The sequence below is a fragment of the Rhodococcus sp. NJ-530 genome (assembly GCF_003860625.1).
Lineage (GTDB): Bacteria > Actinomycetota > Actinomycetes > Mycobacteriales > Mycobacteriaceae > Rhodococcus_F > Rhodococcus_F qingshengii.
This window is the reverse complement of the sequence record NZ_CP034152.1, coordinates 6,104,486-6,130,490: the sequence shown is the minus strand read 5'-3', so window position 1 is coordinate 6,130,490 and position 26,005 is coordinate 6,104,486. Positions and strand designations below refer to the sequence as shown.

27 protein-coding genes and 2 pseudogenes are annotated in these 26,005 nt (G+C 61.8%); 14 read left to right on the top strand and 15 right to left on the bottom strand.

Annotation, left to right across the window (positions count from 1 at the left end; translation table 11 throughout):
• Window positions 1–33: 33 nt before the first annotated feature.
• Together EHW12_RS28645 and EHW12_RS28640 are read right to left on the bottom strand one after the other, a co-directional pair.
• Window positions 34–405, bottom strand: coding sequence for an SdpI family protein (locus EHW12_RS28645; RefSeq protein ID WP_125052368.1), 372 nt, complete (start codon window positions 403–405; stop codon window positions 34–36).
• Between the two features lie 234 nt (window positions 406–639).
• Window positions 640–981, bottom strand: coding sequence for a VOC family protein (locus EHW12_RS28640; protein ID WP_198402560.1), 342 nt, complete (start codon window positions 979–981; stop codon window positions 640–642).
• A 141-nt stretch (window positions 982–1,122) separates the two neighbouring features.
• Between EHW12_RS28640 and EHW12_RS28635 the strand changes: the two genes are divergently transcribed.
• Window positions 1,123–1,599: a hypothetical protein gene (locus tag EHW12_RS28635; RefSeq protein WP_083058658.1), complete on the top strand. Its 477-nt coding sequence runs from the start codon at window positions 1,123–1,125 to the stop codon at window positions 1,597–1,599.
• Between the two features lie 133 nt (window positions 1,600–1,732).
• The gene (locus tag EHW12_RS28630; protein WP_125052366.1) at window positions 1,733–2,227 is read left to right on the top strand and encodes a DinB family protein; all 495 of its coding nucleotides are present in this window, start codon (window positions 1,733–1,735) and stop codon (window positions 2,225–2,227) included.
• A 97-nt stretch (window positions 2,228–2,324) separates the two neighbouring features.
• On the opposite strand, the gene EHW12_RS28625 is transcribed toward EHW12_RS28630, so the two are convergent.
• The 5 genes and pseudogenes from EHW12_RS28625 to EHW12_RS28605 form a co-directional block, all read right to left on the bottom strand.
• Entirely contained in the window at window positions 2,325–2,777 is a 453-nt protein-coding gene (locus tag EHW12_RS28625; RefSeq protein ID WP_063315456.1) for a DUF6389 family protein, read from the bottom strand.
• A gap of 19 nt (window positions 2,778–2,796) precedes the next feature.
• Window positions 2,797–3,513, bottom strand: coding sequence for an NUDIX domain-containing protein (locus tag EHW12_RS28620; protein WP_050794020.1), 717 nt, complete (start codon window positions 3,511–3,513; stop codon window positions 2,797–2,799).
• A 159-nt stretch (window positions 3,514–3,672) separates the two neighbouring features.
• The gene (dmpG, locus tag EHW12_RS28615) at window positions 3,673–4,701 is read right to left on the bottom strand and encodes a 4-hydroxy-2-oxovalerate aldolase (RefSeq protein ID WP_020909650.1); all 1,029 of its coding nucleotides are present in this window, start codon (window positions 4,699–4,701) and stop codon (window positions 3,673–3,675) included.
• Window positions 4,698–5,642: an acetaldehyde dehydrogenase (acetylating) gene (locus EHW12_RS28610; RefSeq protein ID WP_003943168.1), complete on the bottom strand. Its 945-nt coding sequence runs from the start codon at window positions 5,640–5,642 to the stop codon at window positions 4,698–4,700. The genes dmpG and EHW12_RS28610 overlap by 4 nt, the downstream gene beginning before the upstream one ends.
• Window positions 5,639–6,465, bottom strand: a pseudogene (locus EHW12_RS28605) (fumarylacetoacetate hydrolase family protein). The gene EHW12_RS28610 and the pseudogene EHW12_RS28605 overlap by 4 nt, the downstream one beginning before the upstream one ends.
• A 69-nt stretch (window positions 6,466–6,534) precedes the next feature.
• Between EHW12_RS28605 and EHW12_RS28600 the strand changes: the two are divergent.
• On the top strand, window positions 6,535–7,296 hold the full coding sequence (locus EHW12_RS28600) for an IclR family transcriptional regulator (RefSeq protein WP_003942865.1): 762 nt from the start codon (window positions 6,535–6,537) through the stop codon (window positions 7,294–7,296).
• Here EHW12_RS28600 and helR read toward each other — a convergent pair.
• Window positions 7,258–9,480, bottom strand: a complete 2,223-nt coding sequence (gene helR, locus EHW12_RS28595; RefSeq protein ID WP_125052364.1) for an RNA polymerase recycling motor ATPase HelR — start codon at window positions 9,478–9,480, stop codon at window positions 7,258–7,260. The genes EHW12_RS28600 and helR overlap by 39 nt on opposite strands.
• Before the next feature lie 281 nt (window positions 9,481–9,761).
• Between helR and EHW12_RS28590 the strand changes: the two genes are divergently transcribed.
• The 4 genes from EHW12_RS28590 to EHW12_RS28575 all read left to right on the top strand — a co-directional run bounded on the left by EHW12_RS28590 (window position 9,762) and on the right by EHW12_RS28575 (window position 13,433).
• Window positions 9,762–10,226 carry a hypothetical protein gene (locus EHW12_RS28590; RefSeq protein WP_225320190.1) on the top strand — a complete coding sequence of 155 codons (465 nt, stop codon included), beginning with the start codon at window positions 9,762–9,764 and terminating at the stop codon, window positions 10,224–10,226.
• Between the two features lie 302 nt (window positions 10,227–10,528).
• Window positions 10,529–10,765 (top strand): CsbD family protein, encoded by a 237-nt coding sequence (locus EHW12_RS28585; protein ID WP_003943084.1) that lies wholly within the window; start codon window positions 10,529–10,531, stop codon window positions 10,763–10,765.
• A 142-nt stretch (window positions 10,766–10,907) separates the two neighbouring features.
• Entirely contained in the window at window positions 10,908–13,076 is a 2,169-nt protein-coding gene (locus tag EHW12_RS28580; RefSeq protein WP_083058671.1) for a catalase, read from the top strand.
• Window positions 13,077–13,163: 87 nt separating this feature from the next.
• A complete protein-coding gene (locus tag EHW12_RS28575) occupies window positions 13,164–13,433 on the top strand; it encodes a Rho termination factor N-terminal domain-containing protein (RefSeq protein WP_003943161.1) in 270 nt (89 codons plus the stop codon).
• A 57-nt stretch (window positions 13,434–13,490) separates the two neighbouring features.
• On the opposite strand, the gene EHW12_RS28570 is transcribed toward EHW12_RS28575, so the two are convergent.
• Window positions 13,491–13,796: a hypothetical protein gene (locus EHW12_RS28570; RefSeq protein ID WP_007735689.1), complete on the bottom strand. Its 306-nt coding sequence runs from the start codon at window positions 13,794–13,796 to the stop codon at window positions 13,491–13,493.
• Between the two features lie 160 nt (window positions 13,797–13,956).
• On the opposite strand from EHW12_RS28570, the gene EHW12_RS28565 reads away from it, so the two are divergent.
• Both EHW12_RS28565 and EHW12_RS28560 read left to right on the top strand, forming a co-directional pair.
• Window positions 13,957–15,105 (top strand): glutamate--cysteine ligase, encoded by a 1,149-nt coding sequence (locus tag EHW12_RS28565; protein WP_007735690.1) that lies wholly within the window; start codon window positions 13,957–13,959, stop codon window positions 15,103–15,105.
• A gap of 77 nt (window positions 15,106–15,182) precedes the next feature.
• Window positions 15,183–15,710: a CinA family protein gene (locus tag EHW12_RS28560; protein WP_050654955.1), complete on the top strand. Its 528-nt coding sequence runs from the start codon at window positions 15,183–15,185 to the stop codon at window positions 15,708–15,710.
• Between the two features lie 298 nt (window positions 15,711–16,008).
• Here EHW12_RS28560 and EHW12_RS35530 read toward each other — a convergent pair whose 3' ends face one another.
• Together EHW12_RS35530 and EHW12_RS28545 are read right to left on the bottom strand one after the other, a co-directional pair.
• Window positions 16,009–16,233: a hypothetical protein gene (locus tag EHW12_RS35530; RefSeq protein ID WP_241199073.1), complete on the bottom strand. Its 225-nt coding sequence runs from the start codon at window positions 16,231–16,233 to the stop codon at window positions 16,009–16,011.
• A gap of 532 nt (window positions 16,234–16,765) precedes the next feature.
• Complete coding sequence (locus tag EHW12_RS28545) at window positions 16,766–17,464, bottom strand: TetR/AcrR family transcriptional regulator (RefSeq protein ID WP_241199072.1); 699 nt, start codon at window positions 17,462–17,464, stop codon at window positions 16,766–16,768.
• 219 nt (window positions 17,465–17,683) lie between these two features.
• On the opposite strand from EHW12_RS28545, the gene EHW12_RS28540 reads away from it, so the two are divergent.
• Genes EHW12_RS28540 through EHW12_RS28530 form a run of 3 tightly spaced genes read left to right on the top strand, consistent with a single transcriptional unit; the run spans window position 17,684 to window position 21,185 of the window.
• The gene (locus EHW12_RS28540) at window positions 17,684–19,054 is read left to right on the top strand and encodes an MFS transporter (protein ID WP_007735697.1); all 1,371 of its coding nucleotides are present in this window, start codon (window positions 17,684–17,686) and stop codon (window positions 19,052–19,054) included.
• 14 nt (window positions 19,055–19,068) lie between these two features.
• Window positions 19,069–19,533: a MaoC/PaaZ C-terminal domain-containing protein gene (locus EHW12_RS28535; RefSeq protein WP_003943225.1), complete on the top strand. Its 465-nt coding sequence runs from the start codon at window positions 19,069–19,071 to the stop codon at window positions 19,531–19,533.
• Between the two features lie 14 nt (window positions 19,534–19,547).
• Window positions 19,548–21,185, top strand: coding sequence for an AMP-binding protein (locus tag EHW12_RS28530; RefSeq protein ID WP_125052360.1), 1,638 nt, complete (start codon window positions 19,548–19,550; stop codon window positions 21,183–21,185).
• Window positions 21,186–21,192: 7 nt separating this feature from the next.
• On the opposite strand, the gene EHW12_RS28525 is transcribed toward EHW12_RS28530, so the two are convergent.
• The 3 genes and pseudogenes from EHW12_RS28525 to EHW12_RS28515 all read right to left on the bottom strand — a co-directional run bounded on the left by EHW12_RS28525 (window position 21,193) and on the right by EHW12_RS28515 (window position 22,802).
• On the bottom strand, window positions 21,193–21,555 hold the full coding sequence (locus EHW12_RS28525; protein WP_241199071.1) for a hypothetical protein: 363 nt from the start codon (window positions 21,553–21,555) through the stop codon (window positions 21,193–21,195).
• 88 nt (window positions 21,556–21,643) lie between these two features.
• Complete coding sequence (locus EHW12_RS28520) at window positions 21,644–22,081, bottom strand: hypothetical protein (RefSeq protein ID WP_125052358.1); 438 nt, start codon at window positions 22,079–22,081, stop codon at window positions 21,644–21,646.
• Window positions 22,078–22,802 (bottom strand): annotated as a pseudogene (locus EHW12_RS28515) (TetR/AcrR family transcriptional regulator C-terminal domain-containing protein). The gene EHW12_RS28520 and the pseudogene EHW12_RS28515 overlap by 4 nt, the downstream one beginning before the upstream one ends.
• 100 nt (window positions 22,803–22,902) lie before the next feature.
• Between EHW12_RS28515 and EHW12_RS28510 the strand changes: the two are divergent.
• On the top strand, window positions 22,903–23,280 hold the full coding sequence (locus tag EHW12_RS28510; protein ID WP_054826725.1) for a VOC family protein: 378 nt from the start codon (window positions 22,903–22,905) through the stop codon (window positions 23,278–23,280).
• Here the strand turns inward: EHW12_RS28510 and EHW12_RS28505 are convergent.
• Window positions 23,268–24,884 carry an AraC family transcriptional regulator gene (locus EHW12_RS28505; protein ID WP_125052356.1) on the bottom strand — a complete coding sequence of 539 codons (1,617 nt, stop codon included), beginning with the start codon at window positions 24,882–24,884 and terminating at the stop codon, window positions 23,268–23,270. The genes EHW12_RS28510 and EHW12_RS28505 overlap by 13 nt on opposite strands.
• A gap of 105 nt (window positions 24,885–24,989) precedes the next feature.
• Here EHW12_RS28505 and fepB point away from each other — a divergent pair, with 105 nt between their 5' ends.
• Window positions 24,990–26,003: a Fe2+-enterobactin ABC transporter substrate-binding protein gene (gene fepB / locus EHW12_RS28500; protein ID WP_007735706.1), complete on the top strand. Its 1,014-nt coding sequence runs from the start codon at window positions 24,990–24,992 to the stop codon at window positions 26,001–26,003.
• Window positions 26,004–26,005: the final 2 nt, after the last annotated feature.

Sequence of the window (26,005 nt, the reverse complement as noted above, 5' to 3'; positions counted from 1 at the left end):
TAGGGCACCTCTGACAAATGCGGGCCCGGGTGGTCAGCGCCGCAACGATTTTGCCGCGGCGTTGCCCTTCAACGCTGCACAGAGCAGGACAAGGAGCACCGCTAGAAACACGACTGTTGAGGCGACAGCCGACACCACAGATCCGAAACCTGTCACGACACCGATGGTGACCTGCATGCACAGTCCCACTACGGCTGTCCACACCGTCCGGCGTAGAAGGGGCCACGCAATCCGATGGGCCAATTGCCACGCCTCGGGGCTCGAGATCGTTGCCTTCGTTCGTATGCCGACAACGGGATTCGGTTCATCACCGACCAGTCGCGGCATGAGCCCAGCAACGAAGGCGAGGATAAGCGTCGACGACGTCAGTGAGACCGTCAGACCCAGTAAGTCAGGCGATTCCATCCGTCCAGCCCCCTATCGGCAGATGTTGACGCAGCGGACATTCCAGTCTGGGGTGCCGCTGGGACACATCCGACTGTATGCGAACGAATGTATGTACTGCTGATCGGGTGACGCACTTTCAGGCTTTGTCCGACTGTATGCGAACGAATGTATGTACTGCTGATCGGGTGACGCACTTTCAGGCTTTGTCGGATGAGCAGTGGACTCGATCTCGGACTGGTTGTCGGACAGACCCTAATGCGGATCACCTACGCAGAAAAGGTTTCCCGCCGGATCCGCCAACACGTCCCAAATTGATCCGCCCGACTCATGGCGCTCGATGTGGGCTGCTCCTGCCGCGACAAACGTCGCGACGACCTCGTCCCGCGGAGGATCCTGCGGTTCGAGGTCGAAGTCGAGGTGAACCGTATTCCTTTGGCTGCGAGCCTGATCGATCCGTTGGAAACCGAGAGTGAGTGGGAGATCCGGGGCCGTCACCGTCAGGAAATCTTCGTCACCATCGGTACTCGCCTCGCCGAATCGCTCCGACCACCAGGTGGCAAGTGATCGGGCATCCGTTGCATCGAACGTAACCATGGCCAATCGCACCATCACACACCACAACCTCTTTACACGTGACTGCCTTTCGATCGATCTTAGGCAAAGCCCTGCAGCTGCTGCGCACCCGCTGCGGAGTGATCGGCGGATAGGGTTTCTTGCGTGGTGGATCAACGGCGAATGAGTTTGCGACGCAGGTACCTGAGCCTCGGTCTTGGCGAACTGGCGGCCGCGGCCGTATTTGCCGCTGTGGCTGTCGGCGTCGTGATGCCTCGGCTCGAAGGTCCGAAAGACTCCGCTGCGTTGTGGTCGGCGCTGGCCCCACTGCTTGTGATACTCGTACAAGCAGGTGTCTACTGGCTGCTTGCCCGAGGCTGGGTCGAGCAGGCACCGATGCCGGCCCGCCTCGCAGCGCTCTACCGCGTGTTTCGGGTCCTCGATGTTCTCTTGTTGGCGATAGCTCTTCTCGGCGTTGTCATCTGGCTACCAGATCACTCCGGCGGAGCTGTGGGCGTGGTGGCGGTGTGGGCTTTCGGCGTCGCCGAGTACGCCAACTACTTCGTGGCTCGTCTCGCCTACCCGCTGCGGCGGTGGCCTTTCGAGGTCGGCAAGTTGCGGAGGCCCCAACTTGTGCACGACCTGCATTCGGCGCGGTGATACCGGCGATGAAGCCTGCCTTTGCCGCAACGGCAAAATTTGATGCGGGATCGGAGTGAATTCGGAAGGATCGCTTCTGCCCACCCAGGAACGAAGCCTCTATGTCGTTCTTCACCGAGGAAGGAGAACCACCATGGCAGCGTCGCGTCGCAGCCGCCGTGATGCCCCACCGCCCCGGGCCGGAAACAGCGAGGTCGATACGCTACGCGCGTTTCTCGACTACTTGCGTGATTCGATCGCTGCCAAGGTCGAGGGTGCTCCGGAACCTCAGGTGCGCACCACAATTGTTCCGTCGGGGACAACCTTGCTCGGGCTGGTCAATCACTTGATCTTTGTCGAACGATCGATGTTTCTCGCAGAAAACGTGACGGATTGGAAAGCGACGTTTCAGCCGTCATCGGAAGACAGCGTGGACGGTGTCGTCAGTCGCTATCGCGAGACGGTCGAGCGTGCCAACGCAGTTCTCGACGGATGCACAGATCTTGCCGCGCCCATCCCGCGACCGGGGGCGAAACGACCCGCTCCCAGTGTCCGCTGGGCGCTCGTGCACATGGTCGAAGAGACCGGGCGCCATGCCGGGCACGCTGACATCCTCCGCGAACTGATCGACGGTGCGACCGGTCGGTGACATCGCAACAATGGATAGAATCCGTCGGTACAAGTGGCAGATCCTGGACGACAACCGTGGCGGTGAGGTCTTCCATCCCGCCCACAGCTTCCGCGCTTCATCGAGGCAGATGTCCACGACCGCCCACTGGTACAGCGTCGACAGTTCCGTCGGGAGTCGTTACTTCCCAAGCTAGTCCGGTGGCGGCCGAGGGAATGAGCCCGTCGATCCATTTGGCCACGACACCGACGACAGCTTTCTCGAGTTCCACACGTGACCACTTTCGCGGTCGATGCGGAACCGGCGGTTCCCAGCCTTCCTCGCCCCAGATCACGCCGAATAGCTCTCTCTCGTCACCGATTTGCTGATTCAGGCTGAATGCGTCAGGACCCTCGAATCGTGCCCATACGCCGAATGTTCCCTCGCCGTCCTGATCGACCGAGACATCGATGACGATCCCTTCGGTGCGCGGGGTTGCCGCGTGGTGAATCGCAGCCAGTCGATCGCTCACTACCGCCGACACGGTATCGAGGACAGACCTCAGCGCGTCGCTGTACTCAGCAGGTTCCATCGGCACAGGATATAGAAATTCAGGCAATCGACTTCGAAGTCAGTGCCCCCGACATGGCCGCCCATTGAAGAAGAATAACCGTCTTACCGTCGACGATTTCTCCGCCGGAGATCATGTCGAGTGCCGTGTCGAACGGCAACTCCAGGACTTCGATGTCCTCGCCTTCGTCTGGCACCCCGCCACCACTGCCGGTTCTGTCCGCCGGGCTGTATCGGCCGGCGTAGAAATGCACTCTCTCGGTGACGGATCCGGGGCTCATGTACAGATCGAAAAGATGCTGCACCTCGCCGATCGCGACGCCGAGCTCTTCGCTCGTCTCTCGCCGAATGGCTACTTCCGGCGTGTCGGCATCGAGCAAACCGGCTGCGGTCTCGATCAGCATTCCGTCGGGGTGTGCGTTGACGTAAGCGGGAAAGCGGAATTGCTTCGTCAACAGGACGGTGCGCCGTTCGGGGTCGTACAGCAAGATCGTCGCGCCGTTCCCACGGTCGTAGGTTTCTCGTTGCTGTGTCTCGACAGTGCCGTCCCGTCGCCGGTACGTGAAGGTGCTGCGACGCAACACATGCCAACCGTCTGAGGTGACCTCGACTCGTTCGACCTCGACGTTCGGATTACCGTGCAGCCCGAGACCTGTTCGGTCGAGGCCGGTGCGACCCCGGCTGTCCGGAATGTCGACGCCGGCACATCCCGCCGTTGCAGACGGGTGTATCTGCCTGTCGCTGTCAGGTTCGGTCATGTCATCCACCGTAGCGAAGATCGGCACCTCGCCGTTATTGGGCAACAACAGCTTCAGAGTTGAGCGGCGTCGCGGCGGAAACTCTCAGTCCAACTGAGAAGTCCCGCCCCCGTCCGGAGACGGGAGCGGGACTCGGGTGTCAGCGAACTCGGCAGCGCGTCAGACTGCTTCCTTTGTCGCCTGCGCTGCGAGGGTGAGCGCGATGTCGACGATCATGTCCTCCTGACCACCCACCAGACGGCGGCGTCCAGCTTCGAGCAGCAGTGTGCGAACGTCGATTCCGTAGCGCTCCGACGCAGCTTCGGCGTGGCGCAGGAAGCTCGAGTACACGCCGGCGTAGCCGAGAGTGAGGGTTTCGCGATCGACGCGGACCGGCCGGTCCTGCAGCGGTCGGACGATGTCGTCGGCGGCATCCTGCAGGGCGAACAGGTCGCAGCCGTGCTCCCACTCCTCGATGTTGGCGACGGCGATGAAGGCCTCGAGGGGGCAGTTGCCGGCACCGGCGCCGTGACCGGCAAGCGAAGCATCGACGCGGGTGACGCCGTTCTGCACTGCAACAACGGAATTGGCAACCGAGAGCGAGAGATTCTCATGGGCGTGGATACCGATTTCGGTGCCCTCGTCGAGGATGTCGCGGTATGCACGAACACGATCCGCGACGTCGTTCATCACCAGACGTCCACCCGAGTCGGTGACGTAGACGCAGTGCGCGCCATACGATTCCATCAACTTGGCCTGCTTGGCCAGTTCTTCGGCAGGCGCCATGTGGCTCATCATCAGGAAGCCCGAGACGTCCATGCCGATCTCGCGGGCGGTTTCGATGTGCTGCGCGGAGACGTCGGCCTCGGTGCAGTGCGTGGCAACGCGAACCGAGCGCACACCGAGGTCGTAGGCATGCTTGAGTTCACTGATCGTGCCGACACCCGGAAGTAGCAGCGTGGTGAGACGAGCGTGCTCGAGTACCTCGGCCGCTGCTTCGATCCATTCCCAGTCGGTGTTCGAGCCGGGGCCGTAGTTGAGCGAGCCGCCGGCGAGGCCGTCACCGTGTGCTACTTCGATCGCGTCGACGCCGGCAGCGTCGAGAGCTGTGACGATCCGCTTGACGTCGGTGGGCGAAATGCGGTGGCGGACAGCGTGCATGCCGTCGCGAAGGGTGACGTCCTGGACGAAGATCTTGCGGTTGCTCACTTGGTTGCTTCCTTCTGCTGGGCGATGCGCTCCGCGATCTGCATTCCGGCGGACGTCATGATGTCGAGATTGCCGGCGTACGCAGGCAGGTAGTGTGCAGCACCCTCGACCTCGAGGAACACCGACACCTGATGGGTGGGGCGATTGCCGTCGACGAGCAACGTCTCGACGGGCTGGTCGGCCGGGATCTCGGTGATCTGGACTTCCTGCTTGAGCCGGTAGCCGGGGACATACGCGGACACGTCGCCGACCATCTTCTCGATCGACTGACGGATCTCGTCGTGAACAGCCGGGTCCGGTGCGTCGACGAGGCAGAAGACCGTGTCGCGCATGATGAGCGGCGGCTCAGCGGGGTTGAGGATGATGATGGCCTTGCCGCGACGAGCGCCGCCGACTGCCACGATCGCCTCGGACGTGGTCTCGGTGAACTCGTCGATGTTGGCGCGCGTTCCGGGACCGGCCGACTTGGAGGCGATGGACGCGACGATCTCCGCATACGCCACCGGGACGACCCGAGAAACAGCGGCAACCATCGGGATGGTGGCCTGGCCGCCACACGTCACCATGTTGACGTTGGGTGCGTCCAAGTGCTCGTCCGCGTTGACAGCCGGTACGACGTACGGTCCGATCGCGGCAGGCGTCAGGTCGATCATGCGCTTGCCGAGGGGAGCCAGCCGCGCGTTGTTGGCCACGTGAGCCTTTGCCGAGGTGGCGTCGAAGACGATCTCGATCTCGTCGAAGTTCGGCAGACCGACAAGGCCTTCGACGCCTTCTGCCGTGATCGGCACGTTCAGACGCGCGGCGCGAGCGAGGCCGTCGGACGCGGGGTCGATACCGACCATCGCGCCCATCTCCAGGTAGTCGGAGTTGCGCAGCACCTTGATCATCAGATCCGTGCCGATGTTGCCCGATCCGATGATCGCGACCTTGACCTTGCTCATGCGTTGTCCTCTTCGCTGGAGAAACTGGTGGTGACGGAACCGAGCCCGGAGACGGTCACGGTGACTACGTTGCCTGCGGTGACCGGTGCCATGGGGCCGAGAGCGCCGGACAGGATCACCTGCCCTGCGGTCAGCGGCTGCCCCAACTCACGTGCAGTGCGGGCGAGCCAGACGACGGCTTCGATCGGATCGCCTAGGCAGGCGGTTCCGACGCCGGTGGACACCTCGGTGCCGTCGACGGACATCGACATGACGACGCCGGCGGGTTCCACCTCGTCGAGGGTGCGTCGTTCGGTTCCCAGGACGTACACGCCCGAGGACGCATTGTCGGCGACGGTGTCACCGAACTTGATGTCCCACGACTCGATGCGGCTGTCGCAGATCTCGATCGCGGCGACGGCGTAGTCGATCGCACCGCGCACCTGCGCACTGTCCAGCGGTCCGTCCACGAGGTCGGCACCGAGCACGAAGGCAACTTCCGCTTCGACCTTGGGCTGGATCAAACGGCTCATGGGGATGGCGCCGCCGGCGGGGAACTCCATGTCGGCGTACAGCACGCCGAGGTCGGGCTGGTCGACACCGAGCTGCTGCTGGACTGCCACTGAGGTCAGGCCGATCTTGCGGCCTACGACCACGGCCCCGCCTGCCGACGGATTTCGTCGACGCGGCGCTGGACGGCGTAGGCGGCGGCGAGGTCGTCGGCGCCGATCAGATCGCGCACGGGCGCGCAGGGAGTGCCGCTCGCGATGGCGGCTGCGAGGCGGTCCGCAGCAGCTGCGATGTCGGTCTCGCTAGCTGTACTGGTATTCGTGGGCTGGCTCATGGCCACTACTTTCGCCGCGGCACCGAGATTGCGCCAGGGAACTGTCTCACTCAGCGATACGCTGGGGAGGTGACTGGCAGCGCAAACCTCGACACCGTACTCGGCAAGGCGGTGACGATCCTGCGCGCCTTCCGGGCCGACGACCACGTGTTGCCTCTGGCCACCCTGGTCCAGCGGACGGGCCTGCACAAGGCGACGGTGCACCGCCTGGCCAACGAACTGGTCGCGAACCGGCTACTCGACCGTATCGACGGTGGCTACCGGCTCAGCGGCGGCCTCTTCGAACTCGGCATGCTCGCCTCTCTCGAACGTAGCCTCCTGGAGATGGCGATGCCGTTCCTCCAGGACCTGTACGAGCGGACCCACGAGACAGTCCACCTGGGGGTCCGTGACGGCCACGACGTCGTATACGTCGCGAAGATCGGCGGACACCGGCAAGCCAACTCGCCGTCCCGGACCGGTGGCCGGATACCGCTGTATTGCACCGCAATCGGCAAGGCGCTCCTGGCATTCTCCGACAACGAGTTTCGCCGCGAGGTGCTGTCGGAGCCGATGACGCGCCGGACCCCGCACACAATTGTTGCGCCCGGCATTCTCAACACCCAACTGAACCGAGTGGTCGAGACCGGTATTGCGTTCGAGCGCGAGGAATCAGCGCCGGGTCTCGCATGCGTTGCGGCGCCGGTATTCGGAACCAATGACAAACCCGTCGCGGCCATCAGTGTCACCGGTCCCACCAGTCGCTTCGTCCCCGAGAGCCAGGTGTCCTACGTGCGCGCTGCTGCCGAAGGCCTACACAGCACGATCGCTCGCCGCGAACGATTGCGGTGATCTGGCCGTCCCGACCCGGACGAGCCCGGTCAATGCGTGCGGCAATGGCCCCTCGTGTAGGACGCCGAGACGTTGGGTCGCGCGGGTGAGGGCGACATAGAGTTCAGACGCACCGCGTGGGCCGTCGGCGATGATTCGCTCCGGTTCCACGACGAGCACGGCATCGAACTCGAGGCCCTTCGTTTCCGAAACCGGCACAGCGCCGGGCACACTCGCAGGTCCGATGACGACGCTCGTACCCTCGCGTCCGGCCTCGTCCTGATTGAATTCGTCGATGGCGGAGGCTAGTTCGTCGGCGGATATTTGTCTGGACCACGGCGCGATCCCGCAGGCGCGGACGGACTCGGGTGGCTGGACGTCTGGCGCGAACTCGGCGAGCAAGGCGGCGGCGACGCTCATGATCTCGGCGGGGGTGCGATAGTTCACCGACAGGGATCGGTAGATCCAGCGGCCGGGAACGTACGGCTCCATCATCGTCGCCCACGATCGGGCACCTGCGGGTGAACGTCGTTGCGCGAGATCACCTACCACCGTGAAAGACCGGTCCGGGCAACGGCGCATCAGGACTCGCCAGTCCATCTCGGACAGCTCTTGTGCCTCGTCGACCACGATATGCCTGTACGTCCAGTCTCGGTCAGCAGCAGCGCGTTCGGCGAGCTCCCGGGTATCGCGTTCGACGAAACGATCCGCCAGGTCCTCGGCGTACAGCATGTCTTGGGCGAGGAGATGATCCTCGTCGTCCATCAAGTCTTCACGACTGATCATCATGTCCAGCACGCCCGCTGCATACGCAGCTTCGTCGCGGCGTTCACGTTCGGCACTCTGGTCGACGGGCTTGTCCCGGCCGAGCATGTCCACCAATTCGTCGAGAAGCGGAACGTCGGACACCGTCCAGGCATCGCCCTCTCGGCGCAACAGTGTCTCGTCTGCGCCTGCCTTGCGTAGGCGTTCCGGCGAAGTAAACAGCTGTGTCAGTAGCTCTTTCGGTGTCAGGATCGGCCAGAGTGCGTCGAGTGCGGCGGCAAATGCGTCATTCGCCGCCAACTCTGCGGTCAGATCTGCGCGCACTTGTTCCCAGGCTTCACGGTCACTGCGTGTCAACCATCCCTTGCCGATCCGCGCTATCGCCCGCTCGGTCAGTGCCCAGGTGACGATTTCGGTGAACACAGTGCGAGCGTCGTTGTGGGGGAGTCCGCTCGAACGAGCTTCTTCTCGGGCCCACTCCGCAGTTTCGGCGTCGATTCGCACTGTGACGTCCGCCAATTCGATCAACAACGGGTTCTCGGGCAATCGCTGATGATCGGCAATCGCTGCGCCGAGAACGTCCAGGATCTTCAGCGAGCCTTTGAGCCCAGCGGCCTCAGGAGCGTCCTCGGCGGTGACGCGTAAACCCGGAACGAGATCACCGGTGGTCATGAACACCACGTCGGACTCGCCCAGCGAGGGCAGCACGCGGCCGATGTGGTTCAGGAACGCCGGGTTCGGCCCAACCACGAGAACGCCGTGACGTTCCATTCGCTCTCGCTGCGTGTAGAGCAGGTAGGCGACGCGGTGCAAGGCGACGACGGTTTTCCCGGTACCGGGGCCACCTTCGATCACCAGCACCCCGGGGTGTTCGAGTCGGACGATGTCGTCCTGCTCGGCCTGGATCGTGCCCACGATGTCGCGCATGCCCTCACCTCGCGGTGCGTTAACCGCAGCGAGCAAGGCGGAATCGTTGTGGGTGTCGTGTTCTGCGCCGTCAGGGCGCCCGAGTACCTCGTCGGTGAAATCGACCACGTGTCGACTGCGTGTGTGGAACTGACGGCGTCGACGCATGTTCTCCGGGTTTGCAGCGGTGGCAACGTAGAACGGGCGAGATGCCGGCGCCCGCCAATCGAGCAGCACCGGTTCGTAGTCGTTGTCCGCATCGAGAAGGCCGATTCGGCCGATGTACGAAGTCTCACCCGACAGCGAGTCCAACCGGCCGAAGCACAGGCCGTTGCCGGCTACGTCCAGCCTCTTCACCTCTTTGGCGAGCGCGCGCACCTCGGCATCGCGTTCCATGAGTGCTTCGCCGTTTCCGCGCAGAGCGGTGTTGTACCTGCCCTTGACTCGGGCGCGCTCCGCATCGAGGCGTGCGTAGAGCGCCTCGACATAGTTCCGCTCGGATCGCAGTTCTTCTTCGTATCCCTGGGTTGGCACGTGCCCTCACTTCCGCTGGCTGTTCCGATCCCGTAGTGGGTCGTGCGGGATCGGAAGAGCCATTTTGCGGCACTACCCGGGCCTTGCCGCAAGGCCCCCGGTGCGATATACATTGATAGTGGAAGGGAGTGTCGATCCTCCCTCGGCTTTTTCCCACAGATCCTCTCGCGACCCCCCAGCCTGATGCACGGCTCCCAGCCTGGTCGATGTTTGGACCCCGAGTGTCACGGGTACAAATCCAGTAACCGGTGTTCCAAAATCGGTTCCCCTCATGAACTTACGTGGATCGAGGGATTGTGAAGGCGATACTGGCAACGGCCGCGAGCATCCTTCTGGTGGTTGCCTTGGCCGTCGCCGTCTTGCTTCTCCTTTCCGGATCACCGCGCGAAGGTACTTCGCACGAGCTCGCCGATACGGTTCACACGATCGGCGGGAAGCCGACAACCTGCACCGAGTTGTTCGGTGAAACATGCAGCTTTGCTTTGCAGTCGGACTACAACCAGTGGGGACAAAACCTCGAGGGTTTTGTCAATGCCGGGACCCTCGGACCTTTCGCCCGCAGTATCGGCTTCGTGGCGGAGGCGAAACTGAGCTTGCAGGCATGCGAGGTCAGCGCAACCGCCGGGCGGACGATTCTCGATTTCTACACTCTCGCCGAGATCGACCACCCCACGGCCACCACCACCGACCTCTTCCCCTTCTGGAACGAGTCTCGCCAATTCCTTTGCCCGGTAAACAGTTTCTGAGAATGCTGTTTGCTATTTGAGATGTTCGAGACGCATCGCTCGATCGGAGCCAGGTCGGGCGCAAGCGCGCGAATCGTGGACAGCGGTCCGCCCACGGGGGGATCGGTCTGTAACTGGCTCATGAGCACTGAATAACACACGAGAGTGAACGGCACTCCCCTCGGTGGCCGCTTCTTGTACGCGTTGCGGCGTGTCGGTGCACGGATGTTTATGCGAATTTCGACGGGGTAGGGCCTTCTGTGGGGGATTCCTACCTGTGTGGGATTCCTGAGCAACAATCCGAAACGTATTGGAGGGTCAACGTGCCAGATGACAAGAGCGGTCCCAGCGAGGGAATCAAAGGCGTCGTAGAGGACGTCAAGGGTAAGGCCAAGGAAGCCGTGGGTGCGGTTTCCGGAAACGACAGTTTGACCCGAGAGGGCCGCGCCCAGCAGGACAAGGCCGAAAGCCAGCGAGAAGTCGCGAAGAAAGAGGCAGAAGCCGAGAAGGCTCGCGCAGAAGCGGCCGCGGACGAAGCGCGACAGAAGTCCGAGCAATAGCCCTGACGCACTCGTCACCCTCGGCCTGGGAGTGATCCCAGCCGGGGGTGAGTCGTGGCTCCGCGTTCAGTTTGAAATCTCTACTTACATAAGGCGTAACAAGATTCTTGCGCCCAGCATGACGATCAAGAGGAGCTGTTCGATGCCTTCATCTCAGTCCGTCCCAGGTGCACCGGCCCCGAAAGCGCCGGACCTGAAAGAGCCGGTCAAGCCTCGACAGCCGTTGCCGCCCAAGGATGACCAGCGGCAGCCGGAGGTGCGTACCGTCGCGGGTGCCGAGGAGAAGGTGAAGGGAAATGGTCGCGGCCAGCGGGGGGAGTACCTCACCACCGCAACCGGTACACGTCTCTACGAGACCGACCACTCACTCACTGCCGGCGAGCGCGGCCCGACTCTTCTTCAAGACCACCACCTGCGTGAGAAGATCACACACTTCGATCACGAGCGAATTCCGGAGCGCGTCGTCCACGCCCGCGGGGCGGCTGCACACGGAACGTTCCTGGCGAATGGCGCGGCCGAAAACATCTGTAAAGCATCGGTGTTCGCTTCCGGTGCTCGAACCCCGGTGTTCGTGCGGTTCTCGACGGTGCTGGGTTCACGAGGTTCGGCGGACACCGTACGCGACACACGCGGTTTCGCCACCAAGTTCTACACCGACGAAGGTGTCTTCGACCTGGTGGGCAACAACATCCCGGTGTTCTTCATCCAGGACGGCATCAAATTCCCGGACATCATCCATGCCGCGAAGCCCCACCCGGACCGCGAGATCCCGCAGGCGCAGAGCGCGCACGACACATTCTGGGATTTCGTGTCGCTGCACACCGAGGCCACGGCGCACACATTGTGGAACATGTCCGATCGCGGCATCCCGCGCTCCTATCGCATGATGGAGGGCTTCGGTATTCACACGTTCAGGCTCGTGAATGCCGACGGCGAGACGAATCTGGTGAAATTCCACTGGAAGCCGGCCGCCGGAGTGCATTCACTCGTGTGGGAGGAAGCGCAGATCGCCGGCGGTGTGGATCCGGATTTCCATCGACGCGATCTTGCCGACGCCATCGAGGCGGGCGCATATCCGTCCTGGGATCTGGGCGTGCAGGTGTTCCCTGATACCCAAGACGAAATGTTCGAAGGCATAGATCTATTGGATCCCACCAAGATCGTGCCCGAAGAACTCGCGCCGGTTCAGGTCATCGGAACGATGACACTCGACGCCAATCCGACGAACTTCTTCGCCGAGACCGAGCAGGTTGCATTCCATCCGGGTCACTTGGTTCCGGGTGTCGACATCACCAACGATCGTCTCCTGCAGGCACGTTTGTTCTCGTACCTCGACACCCAGATCACGCGACTCGGTGGCCCCAATTTCGATCAGATCCCGATCAACCGGCCTCACGCGCCTGTCAACGACATGCTTCGCGACGGCTTTCATCAGGACGGTGTACATACCGGAGTTGCGCCGTACCATCCCAATTCGTTGGACGGTGGGTGCCCGTTCTTGGCCTCGGCGGAGAGCGCGGCCTATATCGAGGTGCCCGAAGAAGTTTCAGGGCGAAAGGTGAGGCAGGCGCCGGCATCGTTCGACGATCACTTCTCGCAAGCTCGACTCTTCTATCGCAGTCTCTCCCCTGTCGAGCAGGAGCACGTCGCGCAGGCGTATACCTTCGAATTGGGTAAGTGCTACGAGGAGAACATCAAGACCCGGAATCTGGGCATCTTGGCGAATATCGACGCGGGTCTCGTGTCGATCGTCGCAGGGGGGCTTGGCCTTCCGGTTCCCGAACCGACCGAGCCGTTGAGTGATCCGGAGCTCAGCCCTGCACTGTCCCAGGTTGGTGCGGAATGGCCGGTAGACGGAAGGATCATCGCACTACTGGTCGATGAGAACTCCGATCTCGAAACGGTTGTCGCCGTTCGAGACAAGATCTTCGACGCCGGCATGGTGCCGCTGATCCTCGGCCCGCACGGCGGAACCATCGGGGACGGTGACGACGCGGTGACGGTGCAGCGAACGTACCTCACAGCTCGTTCGATCGAATTCGATGCAATCCTGCTGAGCGGCGACGTTTCTCGGATCGGCGAGGGCAAGTTGGATCCACGGGTGGAGACTCTGCTGAACGAAATGTATCGTCACAGCAAGGCAATTGGTGGTTGGGGAGAGAGCATGAGTGCGCTGGCTGCGGCCGGTATCGACGAGTCTGCATTGGGAGTCGTCGTCGATGCAGACGCGGAAGGAGCGCTCGCCTCGCTGGCTCAGCTTCTGAAGACGCACCGCGTGTGGGGGCGTTTCGAGGTGCCGCCTACATCCTGAGTGCCGACGTACGTTCGAACCTGCGGTGTGGCCGAATTGCCAGTTCGGCCACACCGTCGGAGTGAAGACGAGTGAAGGGACGAAACAGTGGCTCGCAAGGACTCACAACCTCAACTCAAGGATCAAGAACTCTACGAAGAGCTACGCGAGAAGGGCGATTCCAAGGAGAAGGCGGCCCGAATCTCCAATGCGGCCGCCAATCGAGGGCGGTCGAATGTCGCCAAGTCCGGCGGACAATCCTCGCCGTACGAGGAGTGGACAGTCGACGAGCTGAAGAAACGTGCCAAGGAACTCGATCTGCACGGCTATTCGAAGCTGAACAAGGGTGAGCTGATCGAGCAACTCCGCACTCACTGAGCTGTGTTCTGCTCGAGTCGTATTCTGCTTGTGCAGAATACGACTCGAGCGGTCGGTTCAGTGCCCTTCTTGATCGAAGAGTTCCTGACCTTCCAGTCGTTTGACCCGTCGGTGTTCCATCAAGATGGCCAGTGTTCCGACGATGAAGGACACCACGCACACGACGCCGGCAATGACTGCCCAACCACGAAATCCGTAACCTGCTGCCACCAAGGTCAATCCGAGTGTTGCCAGACCCAGCCCGATCAGCAGGTATCCGGGATAGTTGCGACCGTCGCTGATTGCCTCCCCTACGTGCGATCGATTTGTGTGTTCGTCATCTACCGGTGAACTTTCGCTCGCGTTTGTCACGGCACACTCCATCCTGAGCTCATGAAGACTTGCGATTCTTCGCTCGTCGTCGGTTCACAGGGCAACTACCCGATCGGCCACTGGATGAAACGGTTGGAGTAGTGCCGAAAGGGGTAGAAGGTCGTACGCTCGAAGTATCGGATGTGGATGAAAACCGGTGCGAGGAAGCCCTATGAACGCGAAGCCGACTCCCGACATATTCTCGGTAGGTACACCGACTCTCGGTGTCGAAGAGGAGTTCTTGCTCTGCGATCCGCAGACTGGACATCCCACTCTGCGCAACTCCGAGGTTGCTGCCGCCGGGCGGGAACTCGGTATCTCGCTGCAACTCGAACTCACGCGCTGTCAGGTGGAGACGTCCACGTCTATCGGAAACCATATTCGTGATCTTCGTGATCAACTTTGTGAGTCGCGTGCCGTCACCGCCGACGCCGCTGCCCGTGTGGGTTGTCAACTCATCGCAGTCGGGACGCCGTTCTACGATCCGCCGGTAGACGAGATCACTCAAACGTCGCGATACCAGCGAATGGCCGGTCAATTCAGAGCGATCACCGAAGGTGTGATGTGTGGTTGCCACATTCATGTCGGTGTGGAAGATCGAGAACGATCGGTCCAGATCATCAACCATCTGCGCCCTTGGTTACCGACCTTGTTGGCACTGACGGCGAACTCTCCGATCAGCGCCGGTCGCGATACCGGTTATGCGAGTTGGCGTTACGTTCTGTTCGGCCGATGGCCCAGTTCGGGTCCGCCGCCCTACTTCGAGTCCGTGGCGCACTACGAAGATGCTGTTGCAGCAATGCTGGAGACAGGGGTCATTCTCGATCCACACATGGTCTATTGGGATGTGCGCATGTCGGATCACCTTCCCACCGTGGAGATTCGGATCAGCGACGTGCCCGCCACCGTGGAGGAGACGATGACTCTGGCCACACTGGTGCAGGCACTCGTCGGTACCGCATCCGCCGCGATCACGAAAGGTGAAGCAGCGCCTGCCGTCGATCACGAGCTACTCCGCGCGGCTTGCTGGCGGGCGGCGCGTGACGGACTCGACGGGAGGTCGCTGGACGTGGAATCCGTGCGCTTGCTGACTGCACACCAGGCGGTTCGGCAATTGGTGGATCACGTCGAACCTGCGTTGACTGCATTCGGAGAATTCGAGCAGGTCACGGCCTCCTTGGACAAGGTGTTCAGCAACGGAAACGGGGCGATCGTGCAGCGTCGTCAACTCACGCGTCGGTCACGTGTAGCTGATGTGATCGACGAGTGCGCTCGACGCACTTTCGAAGGGTGCAGTTCGCAAGGGGGCAGTGAACTGTAAGGCACGGTTGGAATGGGCATTCAAGAACTTTCAATGTCTTGTCGAAGTCACCGATCGGACTGCAGGAGGAGGAACATATGAATGGCGATCCACGACCCGAGCTTCCGTCGGGCAAGGATCTCGACGATATGTGCAGGCAATTGGCTGCGGCAGTAGAGGAACACGGTCTGTCGGTGGCGACGGCGGAATCGTTGACTGCCGGGAACATCGCCGCACATCTGGGAAAGGCGCCGGACGCCGGATCGTGGTTTTGTGGTGGGATCGTCGCGTACACCCGCGAGGTGAAACATTCCGTACTTCATGTTCCGGACGGGCCAGTGGTCTGCGAAGAGGCAGCCAGGGTCATGGCGCACAGCACCGCCACACTGATGGGTGCGTCGCTAACGCTGGCCGTCACCGGTGAAGCCGGTCCTGATACCCAGGAGAACGTTCGACCCGGAACTGTGTGGTTCGGAGTCGTCGACCATGGGACCGCCGAAACGGAGAAGCAGGTTTTCTCGGGCGACCCCGAAGCTGTCCTCGGTGCAACTGTCGAGCACGCGATCCAACTACTTCTGCGTCACGCATCCGGTCGCCACACACCGAGTTCGAGAGTTGTGAACTAGTCGAGTTTTCAACTCTTCGAACGGTTCTTCTTGTGACGACCTGTGTGTTTCGCAGGCGCCTGCGCGGTTGGAACCAGATGACCGTCGGCCGTGTATTTTTCGACTACGAGGTTCTTGCTGACTCCTCGGTTCGCATCCACTGCGCAAGTGATTGCTTCCTTGTCGGAATTGAAAGGTTCCTCGGTCGAAGAGCCGTCGGGCATCGTGATTTTGTACCGATCCATACATCGACTATTGCGGGTTGATCCGTCTCCGACAACCCGAGTTCACGGAAATATCGGTCTGGGAGTCAGGCGGATCAGCGGGTCCAATACTCTTCGGGACGTTGACCCGGACGGAATCCGTAGTGCGCGAGCATCGCGGTCGCTTCCGGAAAATTGGCTGCCAGAGCTTCGGGCACATGTGCATCGCTGCCGAATGTCACCGCTTTACCTCCCTCTTCGCTCCACCATTGGGTTATCCAGGGCCACAGCCGACGGGTGTTCATCTCGAGGATCCGGTCGCTGTCGGCGATGGCGCGCATCGCATTTCGGAATCCCTCTTCGAATCGACGGGGATCGAAAGGTCCGGCACTTTCGATCGGCCATGCGCACCGCGTAGTCGATATGGGTGAACACCTCGAAGGTCCGAGAGCCAGCCACCATACGCGGGATCTCATCGAGGTATGCCCACATGACTTCGTCGGCACTCCACTTTCGAAACAGAGTGTTCGGTTCACTCCGATCGTCGCCGACCTCGAGCGTGTGCAAGGAACCCAATACCCGGTCGATGACACCGAGATCAAGGAGGTGCGACGCCTGCGCTTCGTGCAGGTGCGGTTGTCCGAACTCGACGCCGGTGAGTATCCGCAATTCAGGAAAACGGTGTCGGCATCGTTCGATGCTGTCGAGATAGCCGTCGACGTCGAGGATCGGCACGCGCGCAAGTCTGTTGCATTCGTCCGGATGCGTGCGACAGCGGTCCGCCGGTGTCCCACGACCACTCGCTGTGAACATGACTGTCCGCGGGTAGTTGCATGTTCAGTTCGTACCAGAGCCGGGAGTTTCGAGGGGCGGTTAAAGCTCGGGCTGTCGCGCGAATTCGCTCTGTGCAGTGGTTCCCCAGATCTCGGAGGACTGAGTCTCGGGCTCGCTGTCCAGCTTTCGGACGTCGTGAATGAACTCCACACCGTGCAGTTCGTCGGACGGAACCGACAGAAGCTTGCACGTGGTGCTGACGAAGAATCGCTGGACATCTTCCAACTCGAGACGCCCACCGGGCCGGTACCAATGCGCGACCCCGGTACACATCTCGAGTATCGCGAGTCGGCTCAATGCCAGATCTTCGATGTCGAAGGCGCCCACGCGTTGTCCGCGTTCGAGGATCTGTCCGAAAAGTTGCTCGTACTCGTCGCGCAGGGTCTGCAACTCGATGCGGTTGTCTCCGGTCAACCCGCGCATCTCGTACTCGGCGACGCGGGCAGTCAGTTGGTTGACGGCGGTAATGCCGACGTGTGACGACACCAGGCCGGCGAGCTGGACTACGGGATCGGCGCTTCGGCGCATTGCCCGCTCTCCCGACTGCGTCAGCTCGTCGAGGCAAGACCGAATGATCGAGGCCAACAGTGACTCTTTGCTGCCGACGTAGTGGTAGAGCGTTGCCGAGTTGATGCCGGCTTCGGCTCCGAGCTCACGAATGCCGGTGGCGGCGAATCCTTTCGTCGCGAACAGCGTGACTGCCGCCCGTTGAACGCGCCCCAGGTCCATGATCCTCATTTCGGTTGGTTGCCCAATCATGCTAGCATCGCCGCCGAAATCGACCGGCTGTCAATCAGTCGATTGATAGCTGTTTGTGTACTGGCAAATTGCATCTCAACTAATCAATCGATCGATTGAAATACGCTTGACTGTGCCCTGGGTCACTGCATAGTCTCCTTGTCGAGCCTCCCTCTCGGTGCGAGAGCTAACAGGGCACTCCATACAAGGAGCAATGACATGAACGACGCGAATCCCCCATCTCCCGCAACTGTCGACAGGCCTGCCCTGCGGCGTGTGGCCGGATCGGTTCTGGTCGGCACCACGATCGAGTGGTACGACTTTCAGATCTACGGCGCCTCCGCCGCGTTGGTCTTTGCGCCGCTGTTCTTTTCGGGCGCAGACCCCGCGCTGGCGACAATTCTTTCCTTCGCCACCTTCGCTGTCGGCTTCCTGGCGCGGCCACTCGGCGGTGTTGTGATGGGCCACTTCGGCGACCGCATCGGACGCAAGAAGGTCTTGGTGCTCGCACTTCTCTTGATGGGAGCAGCGACGTTCCTGGTCGGCGTCCTTCCGACCTCCGCCCAGATCGGTGTGTGGGCCCCGATTCTTCTCGTATTGCTGAGACTGATTCAGGGCTTCGGCGTCGGGGGTGAGTGGGGCGGTGCAGTTCTGACTGCTGTGGAATACGCACCCAAGAACCGCCGCGGTTTCTACGGCAGTATGCCGCAGGTCGGTGTGCCTGCTGGCCTTCTGCTGGCGACGGCCGTCATGTTCGGCACCAAGGCGCTCACCGGGGACCAATTCCTGGTGTGGGGGTGGAGAATTCCCTTCCTGCTGAGTATCGCGTTGGTCGCCGTCGGGCTTTACATTCGCACCGCGTTGGAAGAGACTCCCGCATTCGCTCGCGTGAAGCAGCAGAACACTGCGGTCAAGATTCCGATGGTCGACGCGTTCAAGAACTACCCTCGTCAAATCATTCTTGCCGCAGGTTCGATGATCAGCACGGGCGCTTACTTCTACATCCTCAACACCTACAGCCTGACCTACGCCGATCAGTTCGATCTGCTGTCCGGAAACCTCATGCTCGGAGCGGTCATGGTGTCCGCGCTCGTTGCAGTCATCTTCATTCCGATCTTCGGTCAACTGTCCGAAAAATTCGGCCGACGCCGGATCCTGATGGTCGGCATCACCGGCATGGGAGTGTGGGTCTTCGTTGCATTCGCCGCGATAGATACCGGCAACTTCTGGATCACCACCGGCGCATTGGCAGTCGGCGCATTCATGCTCAGCATCTCGTACGGGCCGCAGGCGACGTTCATCGCGGAACTGTTCGACGCACGGGTGCGGTACAGCGCAGCGTCCATCGCTTTTCAGATCGGGGTGCTCTTGGGTGGTGCAATCGCGCCGATGGTTGCCGCCATGTTGGTTCGCGCAACCGGTGGATCGCTTGCGGTCGCTGTGTATATCGCTGCCCTGTCTGTTATTTCGCTGATCAGCGTCTACTTCGTCCGTGACACCGACCTCGACGAAGGAAGTCGCGACATGTACATCGATGACAACGGGGCGTATCTGCCGCCGGTCGATCAACGCTCCACGGTTGTCAACTAATAGAGGAAACTTCAATGATCACAAAGAGTTTCGAAGAGATCTCTGTCGGAGACATTGCGGTGACGGACCCGCGGGTCGTCACCGAAGACTATGTGCGAAGTTTCGCCGACCTCACCTGGGACCGCCATCCCCTTCACCTCGACCCCGACTACGCGCAGCAGACGCGCTTCGGTCGCCAGATCGCCCACGGTGCCCTCATGTTGTCCACCTTGCTCGGTCTGGTGGAGTTGGACCCCCGTTACCTGCAGTGCTTCTACGGGCTCGATCAGGTCAGATTCCACCGGCCGACCTACCTCGGCGACTCGGTGCATGCGGTGTCGGAAGTGCTGTCGGTGCGCCCTCGCTCGGACGGTGAGACCGCGATCGTGACGTCGAAAGGCTCACTCGTCAACCAAGACGGAGACCTTGTCTTCTCCGGCGAATTCTCATTCCTGGTAGGCGAGACCCATTCCCTCGACCTCGAAGTGGGTGCTCGGTGAGTTCTCGGCGGCATATGTCATGGTGGCAGGACCTCGAAGCAGAACACTTCGAATGGGCTGTGCCAGAGCACTTCAACATTGCGCACGCATGTGTCGATGTACAGAATCCCGATGATCTGGCCCTCGTCGTAGACACCGGTGGGCACTGGGCGCGGTACACATTCGGTGAAGTCGCCACGATGAGCCGAAAGTTCGCGACCGTGCTCGCGGATCTCGGCCTGGTCTCAGGCGATCGCGTCGGTGTGATGGTCCCACAGGGAATCGAGGTTCTGGCGACACATCTGGGCGCCTTCCGATCCGGAATGGTCACCGTTCCGCTTTCGGTCAAGTTCGGATCGGATGCGTTAGTACATCGGATGCGTGACTCCGGCGCGAAAGTTCTTGTGGTCGAGAAGGACTGCTATGAAAGAGTTGCCGACGGAATCGGTGAGATACCGGGTCTCGAAGCCGTAATCGTGGTCGGAAGGCTCGATCGGCTCTCCGATTCGACGCCCGTGCAAATCCTCGATTTCCACAGCCTCGTCGACGATGCCGCAGAAAGTAGTGAACTGGTAGCCACGGGCCCCGATTCACATGCCATCATCATCTACACCTCAGGGACGACCGGGAATCCGAAAGGCGCGCTCCACGGGCACCGAATTCTCCTGGCGCACATGCCCGGTATGCGGACGGCGTTCGACAATGCTCCGCAGCTGGGAGACGTCTTCTGGACGCCGGCAGACTGGGCCTGGATCGGTGGTTTGTTCGACGTACTGTTCCCCGCACTTGCGTTGGGGTGCCCCGTAGTTGCGACGCCCGACAAATTCACGCCTTCGCGTGCGGTCGAGATTCTGAGCCGTCACAAGGTGACGGGCGCCTTCATTCCGCCCACTGCCCTCAAGCAGATGCGAAGCATCGGCGTCGACAAGACTGCTGCGCGTGGTATTCAGCTGCGGGCATTGGGAACCGGTGGTGAGGCACTCGGTGACGCGCTGCAAGCCTGGGTTGCGAGCACTCTCGGCGTAGCTGTCAACGAGTTCTACGGGCAGACGGAAATGAATCTGACCATCGGGACTTCGCGTTCGAAGTGGAACCCCGCCAGCGGTTCGATGGGTCGGGCCTTTCCCGGCTTCGAAATCGCCCTACTCGATCCGCTCGGCGAGCCGGTCGAGATTGGTGAGGTAGGCGAGATCTGTGTGAAGGCAGGCAATCCCGGACAGTTCCTCGGATATTGGAACCAGCCGTCGAAGACCGATGAAAAGGTGTACGACGGTTGGATTCACACCGGTGATCTGGGTCGGACTGATGACGCCGGGAACTTCTGGTACCAGGGACGTGCCGATGACGTCATTTCGTCCGCGGGGTACCGAATCGGCCCCGGAGAGATCGAAGAGTGCCTGCTCTCGCACGACGAGGTAGCCATGGCAGGTGTCATCGGTGTTCCGGATCCGTTGCGCGGCGAAGCGGTTCACGCTTTTGTCGTACTGTCCGAGGGGTCGAACTCCTCGGAGGAGCTCCGTCAGGAGTTGCAGACCCACGTGAAAAGTCGCCTTGCTTTCTACCAGTACCCGAGGGAGATCACGTTCATCGACAGCTTGCCGCTCACCACTACCGGCAAGATCCTCCGACGTGAACTCCGAGCGCTGGCCACCTCCGCGAACGGACTCGGCTAGCAGAGGGCTACATGTTGGGTAGGACCACCACGAAGAACCAGCCGCTCAGTGCCAGACCGATGAATCCGGTGAAGAGGCCGACTATTGCATCCCATGGCAGCTGGCGGGCATTCGAGAGCAGATGCCCGCCAGACTTCTTCGGGTGACGTCGGAGCGCGAAGATTCCTGTTGTGAGCGCGCCGACGCCCAGCAGGATGCCGAAGCCGAAAGCCCAGAACAGGAGTACCGACAGCGCGCCGAGCATCTCAGACCGCTCACTCCAGCGTGCGATGCGCTGTGTTTCGGTGGGCGGAGGCCACTTGTGTGAAGGCGACAGAGCTGCTCCGAAACGGCGGGTGTGGTGACGAATTGACTGGTCGCTGAGAAACATTGTCCACCACGCCTGGAGTTGAGTCGATGTGCCGCTGGTATCTACTCGTCTACCCCGTCTTCGCGGATATATGCCGTTGATTTCGAGGCTAGGTGCTTGCCGCTTCTTCCCAGGAGTTTCCGTTCCACACGATGGAGATGGGGTATTCGTTGTTGACCCCGTTTTCCCAGTAGTCGATGACGCCGTGGCGCTCCGATTCGAGTTCGATCCAGCCGATGCTGAATCCCCCTCGAAGTACGCGTTGAGCCCGGCGGTCGATCTTGTCCAGTGAACTGCAGAGTCCTCGCACGCGGGAGTCGATCCAGCCCGCAGAGGCATCAAGAACGGTGATCTCGACGATGCTCGCGTCGCTCAGCGGAATCTCGATGAGAAGCTCGCCGGAATCTCGTATCTCTCGGGTCGATCGATTCTCGTAGGCGTGCAACAGCTCTCGCGGTTCGAACAACGAAGGGTCGCCGTCGGACCGTCGAGACCAACCGAAACGCTGCACGGACACATTGTCTCCCACGAATTGCAGGAATGTCATTCGATGTGAATGAGGCCGTCCAGGGCGTCCAGTACCCGGTCCAGCCCGAACTCCCAGGCCGCCTCGGGCTGTACGGGGAGTTCTTGGCCTCGCCGGCCGCCCCTCCGACTCGCTGCGCCAGCGGGAAGTCGTCGCCGAGATAAGCAGCCAGACGCTGGTTCCAGGACGACCACACCTCGGCCATGTCGGCTGCTCGGGGGTCAGGGCGCCGCGCTTGCGCCGAGGATCGGGCGAAGTCGGCGACAAATGTCAGGGCGGAGTCCCGGTCGACGTCGGTCAGTCCCGTGCCGTCGAAGGCGTGAAGTTCGTGGTCGTACTTCGCGATAGTTCCCGGACCCAACGCGGAGCGCTGATCGGAGATGTCCAGGAGCCACCAATGCTCCGTATAGAGGGCAAGTTCTTCCTCGGCGACCCGACGCACACGTTGGCGCCAGGTCATGTTCCCGTACGGCAGGAGTGGGCTGTGTCCGTGTACGGCGTCGACCATGAGCACCAGCAGATCGTCGCGGGATCCGACGTGGGTGTACACCGCCATGCCCGAGATTCCGAGTTCGGCGGCCAATCGGCGGACCGTCACGGCGTCGAGGCCGTCGGTATTCGCGACGGAGATCGCGACGCCGACCGCCTGTGAGGTGGTGACCTTCGCTCGCGGGCCGCGGGTGCCACCCTTCGGTGCGAGGGGGTGATCGCGCCAGAGCAGGTCGATCAGTTCGCGGGCCATCAGTCGTCTCCAGAAATCGGGAATACCTCAACGGTGGTATACCTTATACGGTGCATACTGTATGCACTGCATAAGGTTTATCGATCATGGGAGGCCCACGATGAAAATCACCAGCACTGCTCTGTCCTTGAACGTCGCCGACACCGACGCATCGGCAGACTTCGCGACAACCCATTTCGGTTTCACCGAGGCCATGGCCGATGACGGCTTCGTTTCCCTGAATCATCCGGATGCCGGGGTCAACGTGGTCTTCCTGCGCACCGGGCTCGGGACGTTCAAGCCCGACTTCGTCGCAGGTCCGGCCGGTCAAGGCTTGCTCATTGCATTCGTGGTCGACGATGTCGACGCCGAGTTCGCCCGCATCGCTGCTGAAGGTGCCTCCGTCGTCACCGAGCCGGAGACGGAACCGTGGGGTGAGCGTTACTGCCAGTTCGTCGACCCCAACGGAATCGTGTGGCAACTCGTTCAGTGGGTGTGAAGAACCCGAGCGCTCGGCTCCGCGGCGCGCGGCACAGAACGTAACCAGAGGGCGCGTTCGACGGACTGGGCTTGGAAGCGCTGCGGTGAGATCCCGTGCGCAGTGCGAAACGCTCGGCTGAATGCGGGCAGGTGCGCGTAACCCAGGTTCCTCGACACCGTGCCGGGTGCAACCCCGAGTTGGAGTTGGGTGCGTGCCTGGGTCATCCGTGAAAGCGATCGCCACTGCGGATACGTGGTGCCGGTTTCGATACGGAACTCCCGGCGCAGCCTGGCCGCGTCGGTACCGAACTCTTGCGCCCACTCGTCCAGAGTGCGAGGGTCGGCCGGCCGGGCGGCGATCGTCGCTGCCAGTCGTGTGGCAATCGAATCGGCGGGCGAGGTGTTCGAAACCGGTTGTGCAAGAGGGCCGGTGGCGATGATGTCGAATGCTGCGGAACTGTCGTGGCCGTGCGGGCGCAAGGGCGTGTATGCGGCGACGAAAGTGTGCAGCAATGCCAACTCGTCAGCGGGGGAGAACTGCACGGTCTCGAGGGCGTCGGCAGATACGGTCGACCCGTTCGAGGAACGGAAGCCGAGCGGCAGAAGCAGTGAACCAGTCGGAACCGTGACGGTATTGAGGACGCCTGCAGGAAGAATCATGGCCTTTCCGGTGCGCAGTTCCCAACTGCGGTCCGCGACGTCCACCCGGGCTTGGCCTCGGTAGACCCATACGGCGACGTGGGCGCCGTTGACGCGCGGCCACGTCGCATTGGCCGGTATCGGCGGCGTTGTTTCCCCGGGCTGCCTGGGCTCTGCGAGCATGCGGACCAATGCTTGATCGTTGTCGGTGTCCACGCTGCGATCGGTTGGACCGGAGAGGGCCCGGCGGCGATAGTCGCTCGGGCTCTCTCCCATCTGGGACCGGAACGCACGCGTGAATCCGCTGCCCGTTTCGAAGCCGACTTCGTTTGCAATCCAACCGATCTCGCGGTCCTGCTTCAGGTACTCCAACGACGCGGCGATCCGAGCTCGAAGCCGCCAGCGCGTGAAGGTGAGGCCGGTTTCTTCCACGAAGTATCGCTGGAGCGTTCGAATGCTGATCCCGGCACGCTTCGCGAATTGTGCCTCGGTGTCGTCGGTGCCAGGTGTTCGCAACAGGGCGTGCGCGATCTCGAACGCTTCCCGTGATTGCGGCAATTGCGGCAGCGAGGTGGCCCCGTCGTCGGCCCGGGTAATCATTTCGAACAAGGACGACGGGTGTGCAGCGTCGCCGCGCAGATAGCCCAGGTTGTGAACGAACTCGTGGATCAGTCTGTCTTCCCATCCGGGCGGAACGCGCAGACGCGTCACGGTAGCCGGCCCGGCGCTGACGCCGTTCGAGGGCGGAAGCAGGATGGGAAACGCGACGGATTCCGAGTCCGTCTCCATCGAATATCGCACGCCCGCCGGGATCCACAGCAACTCGCCCGCCGGCACCTCGTAGACGGTCGATCCGGTCCTGACGCGTCCACTACCTGCGAGAACCCAGAACAACAGCGGTGAGCGGCCGATGCTTGGCTCGGTGCGGCAGGCGCGGATCGGCCCCAAGTCGATTGCGTCCGACCTTCCCGATAGTGGTAACACGTTGGCGCTCCTGGACAACCCTTGCGACTTAAGTATGGCTAACTTTACCTCTGCCGACTGCGTTCGCAGCGGCGCACTCTCGTATCTTCAGAAAGCCACATACTCATGCGCAGATCTCTACGCCCGACGGCGGCAGTACTCGCCGCGGTCGTCGCCCTCGCTCTTGCCGGCTGCTCGAATTCGTCAGGTAGTGACACCGGAACCGAGGGCACCCAGGAAACCTCCGGGGCCACCGAGGGCTGGCCGCGCACCGTCGATCACGGCGGCCGTAGTACCGAGATCACTGCAAAGCCGACTCGGATCGTGTCCACCTCGCCGTCGTTGACCGGCACGCTGCTTGCGATCGGAGCGCCGGTGGTCGCGAGTGCGGCGACAACGCCGTCGGGAATGACCGATGACCAGGGGTTTTTCTCCCAGTGGTCGGGCGTGGCGGCTGATCGTGGCGTCGCGGTGCTCTACCGAAATCTCGAGCTGGACCTCGACGCGATCGAGACCTTCGAGCCCGATCTGATCATCGGCTCCGCTAACGGCGGCGACTCGACACTCGATGCCTACTCACAGCTGAGCGACATCGCACCCACTGTTCTTCTCGACTACGGCGCCAGCTCCTGGGAGGAGCTCGCTGATCAGCTCGGGACTGTCACCGGACTCGAGAGCGAGGCCGCCAAAACCGTCGACGAATACGACAGCTGGGTCACCACCCAAGCCGCGAAGATCAAACTTCCCGAGCAGCCGGTGACGGCACTGGTCTACATGGGTGCCGACGGTGTCTGGACGTTCCGAGCCGACAGCCCGCAGGGCAATCTGCTGGCCTCGCTCGGCTTCACCTATGCCGAGCCCGCCGAGCAGTTTGTCGCTCCGGACAAGCGGGGTGCCTCCGGCGTCGCGATCGTCAGCTCCGAAAACATGTCTGCCGCACTAGACGGGGCGCAGACGCTGTTTGCCGTCTCGATGGGGCCCAAGGACGTGGAGAAGCAACTCGCGGCCGACCCGCTCCTTGCGAATCAACCTGCGGTCAAGGGTGATCGGGTATACGCGATGGGAACGGCAGCCTTCCGTCTCGACTACTTCAGTGCAAAGCAGACGGTCGAGTCGCTGGTGTCCACGTTCGGTGGATGACC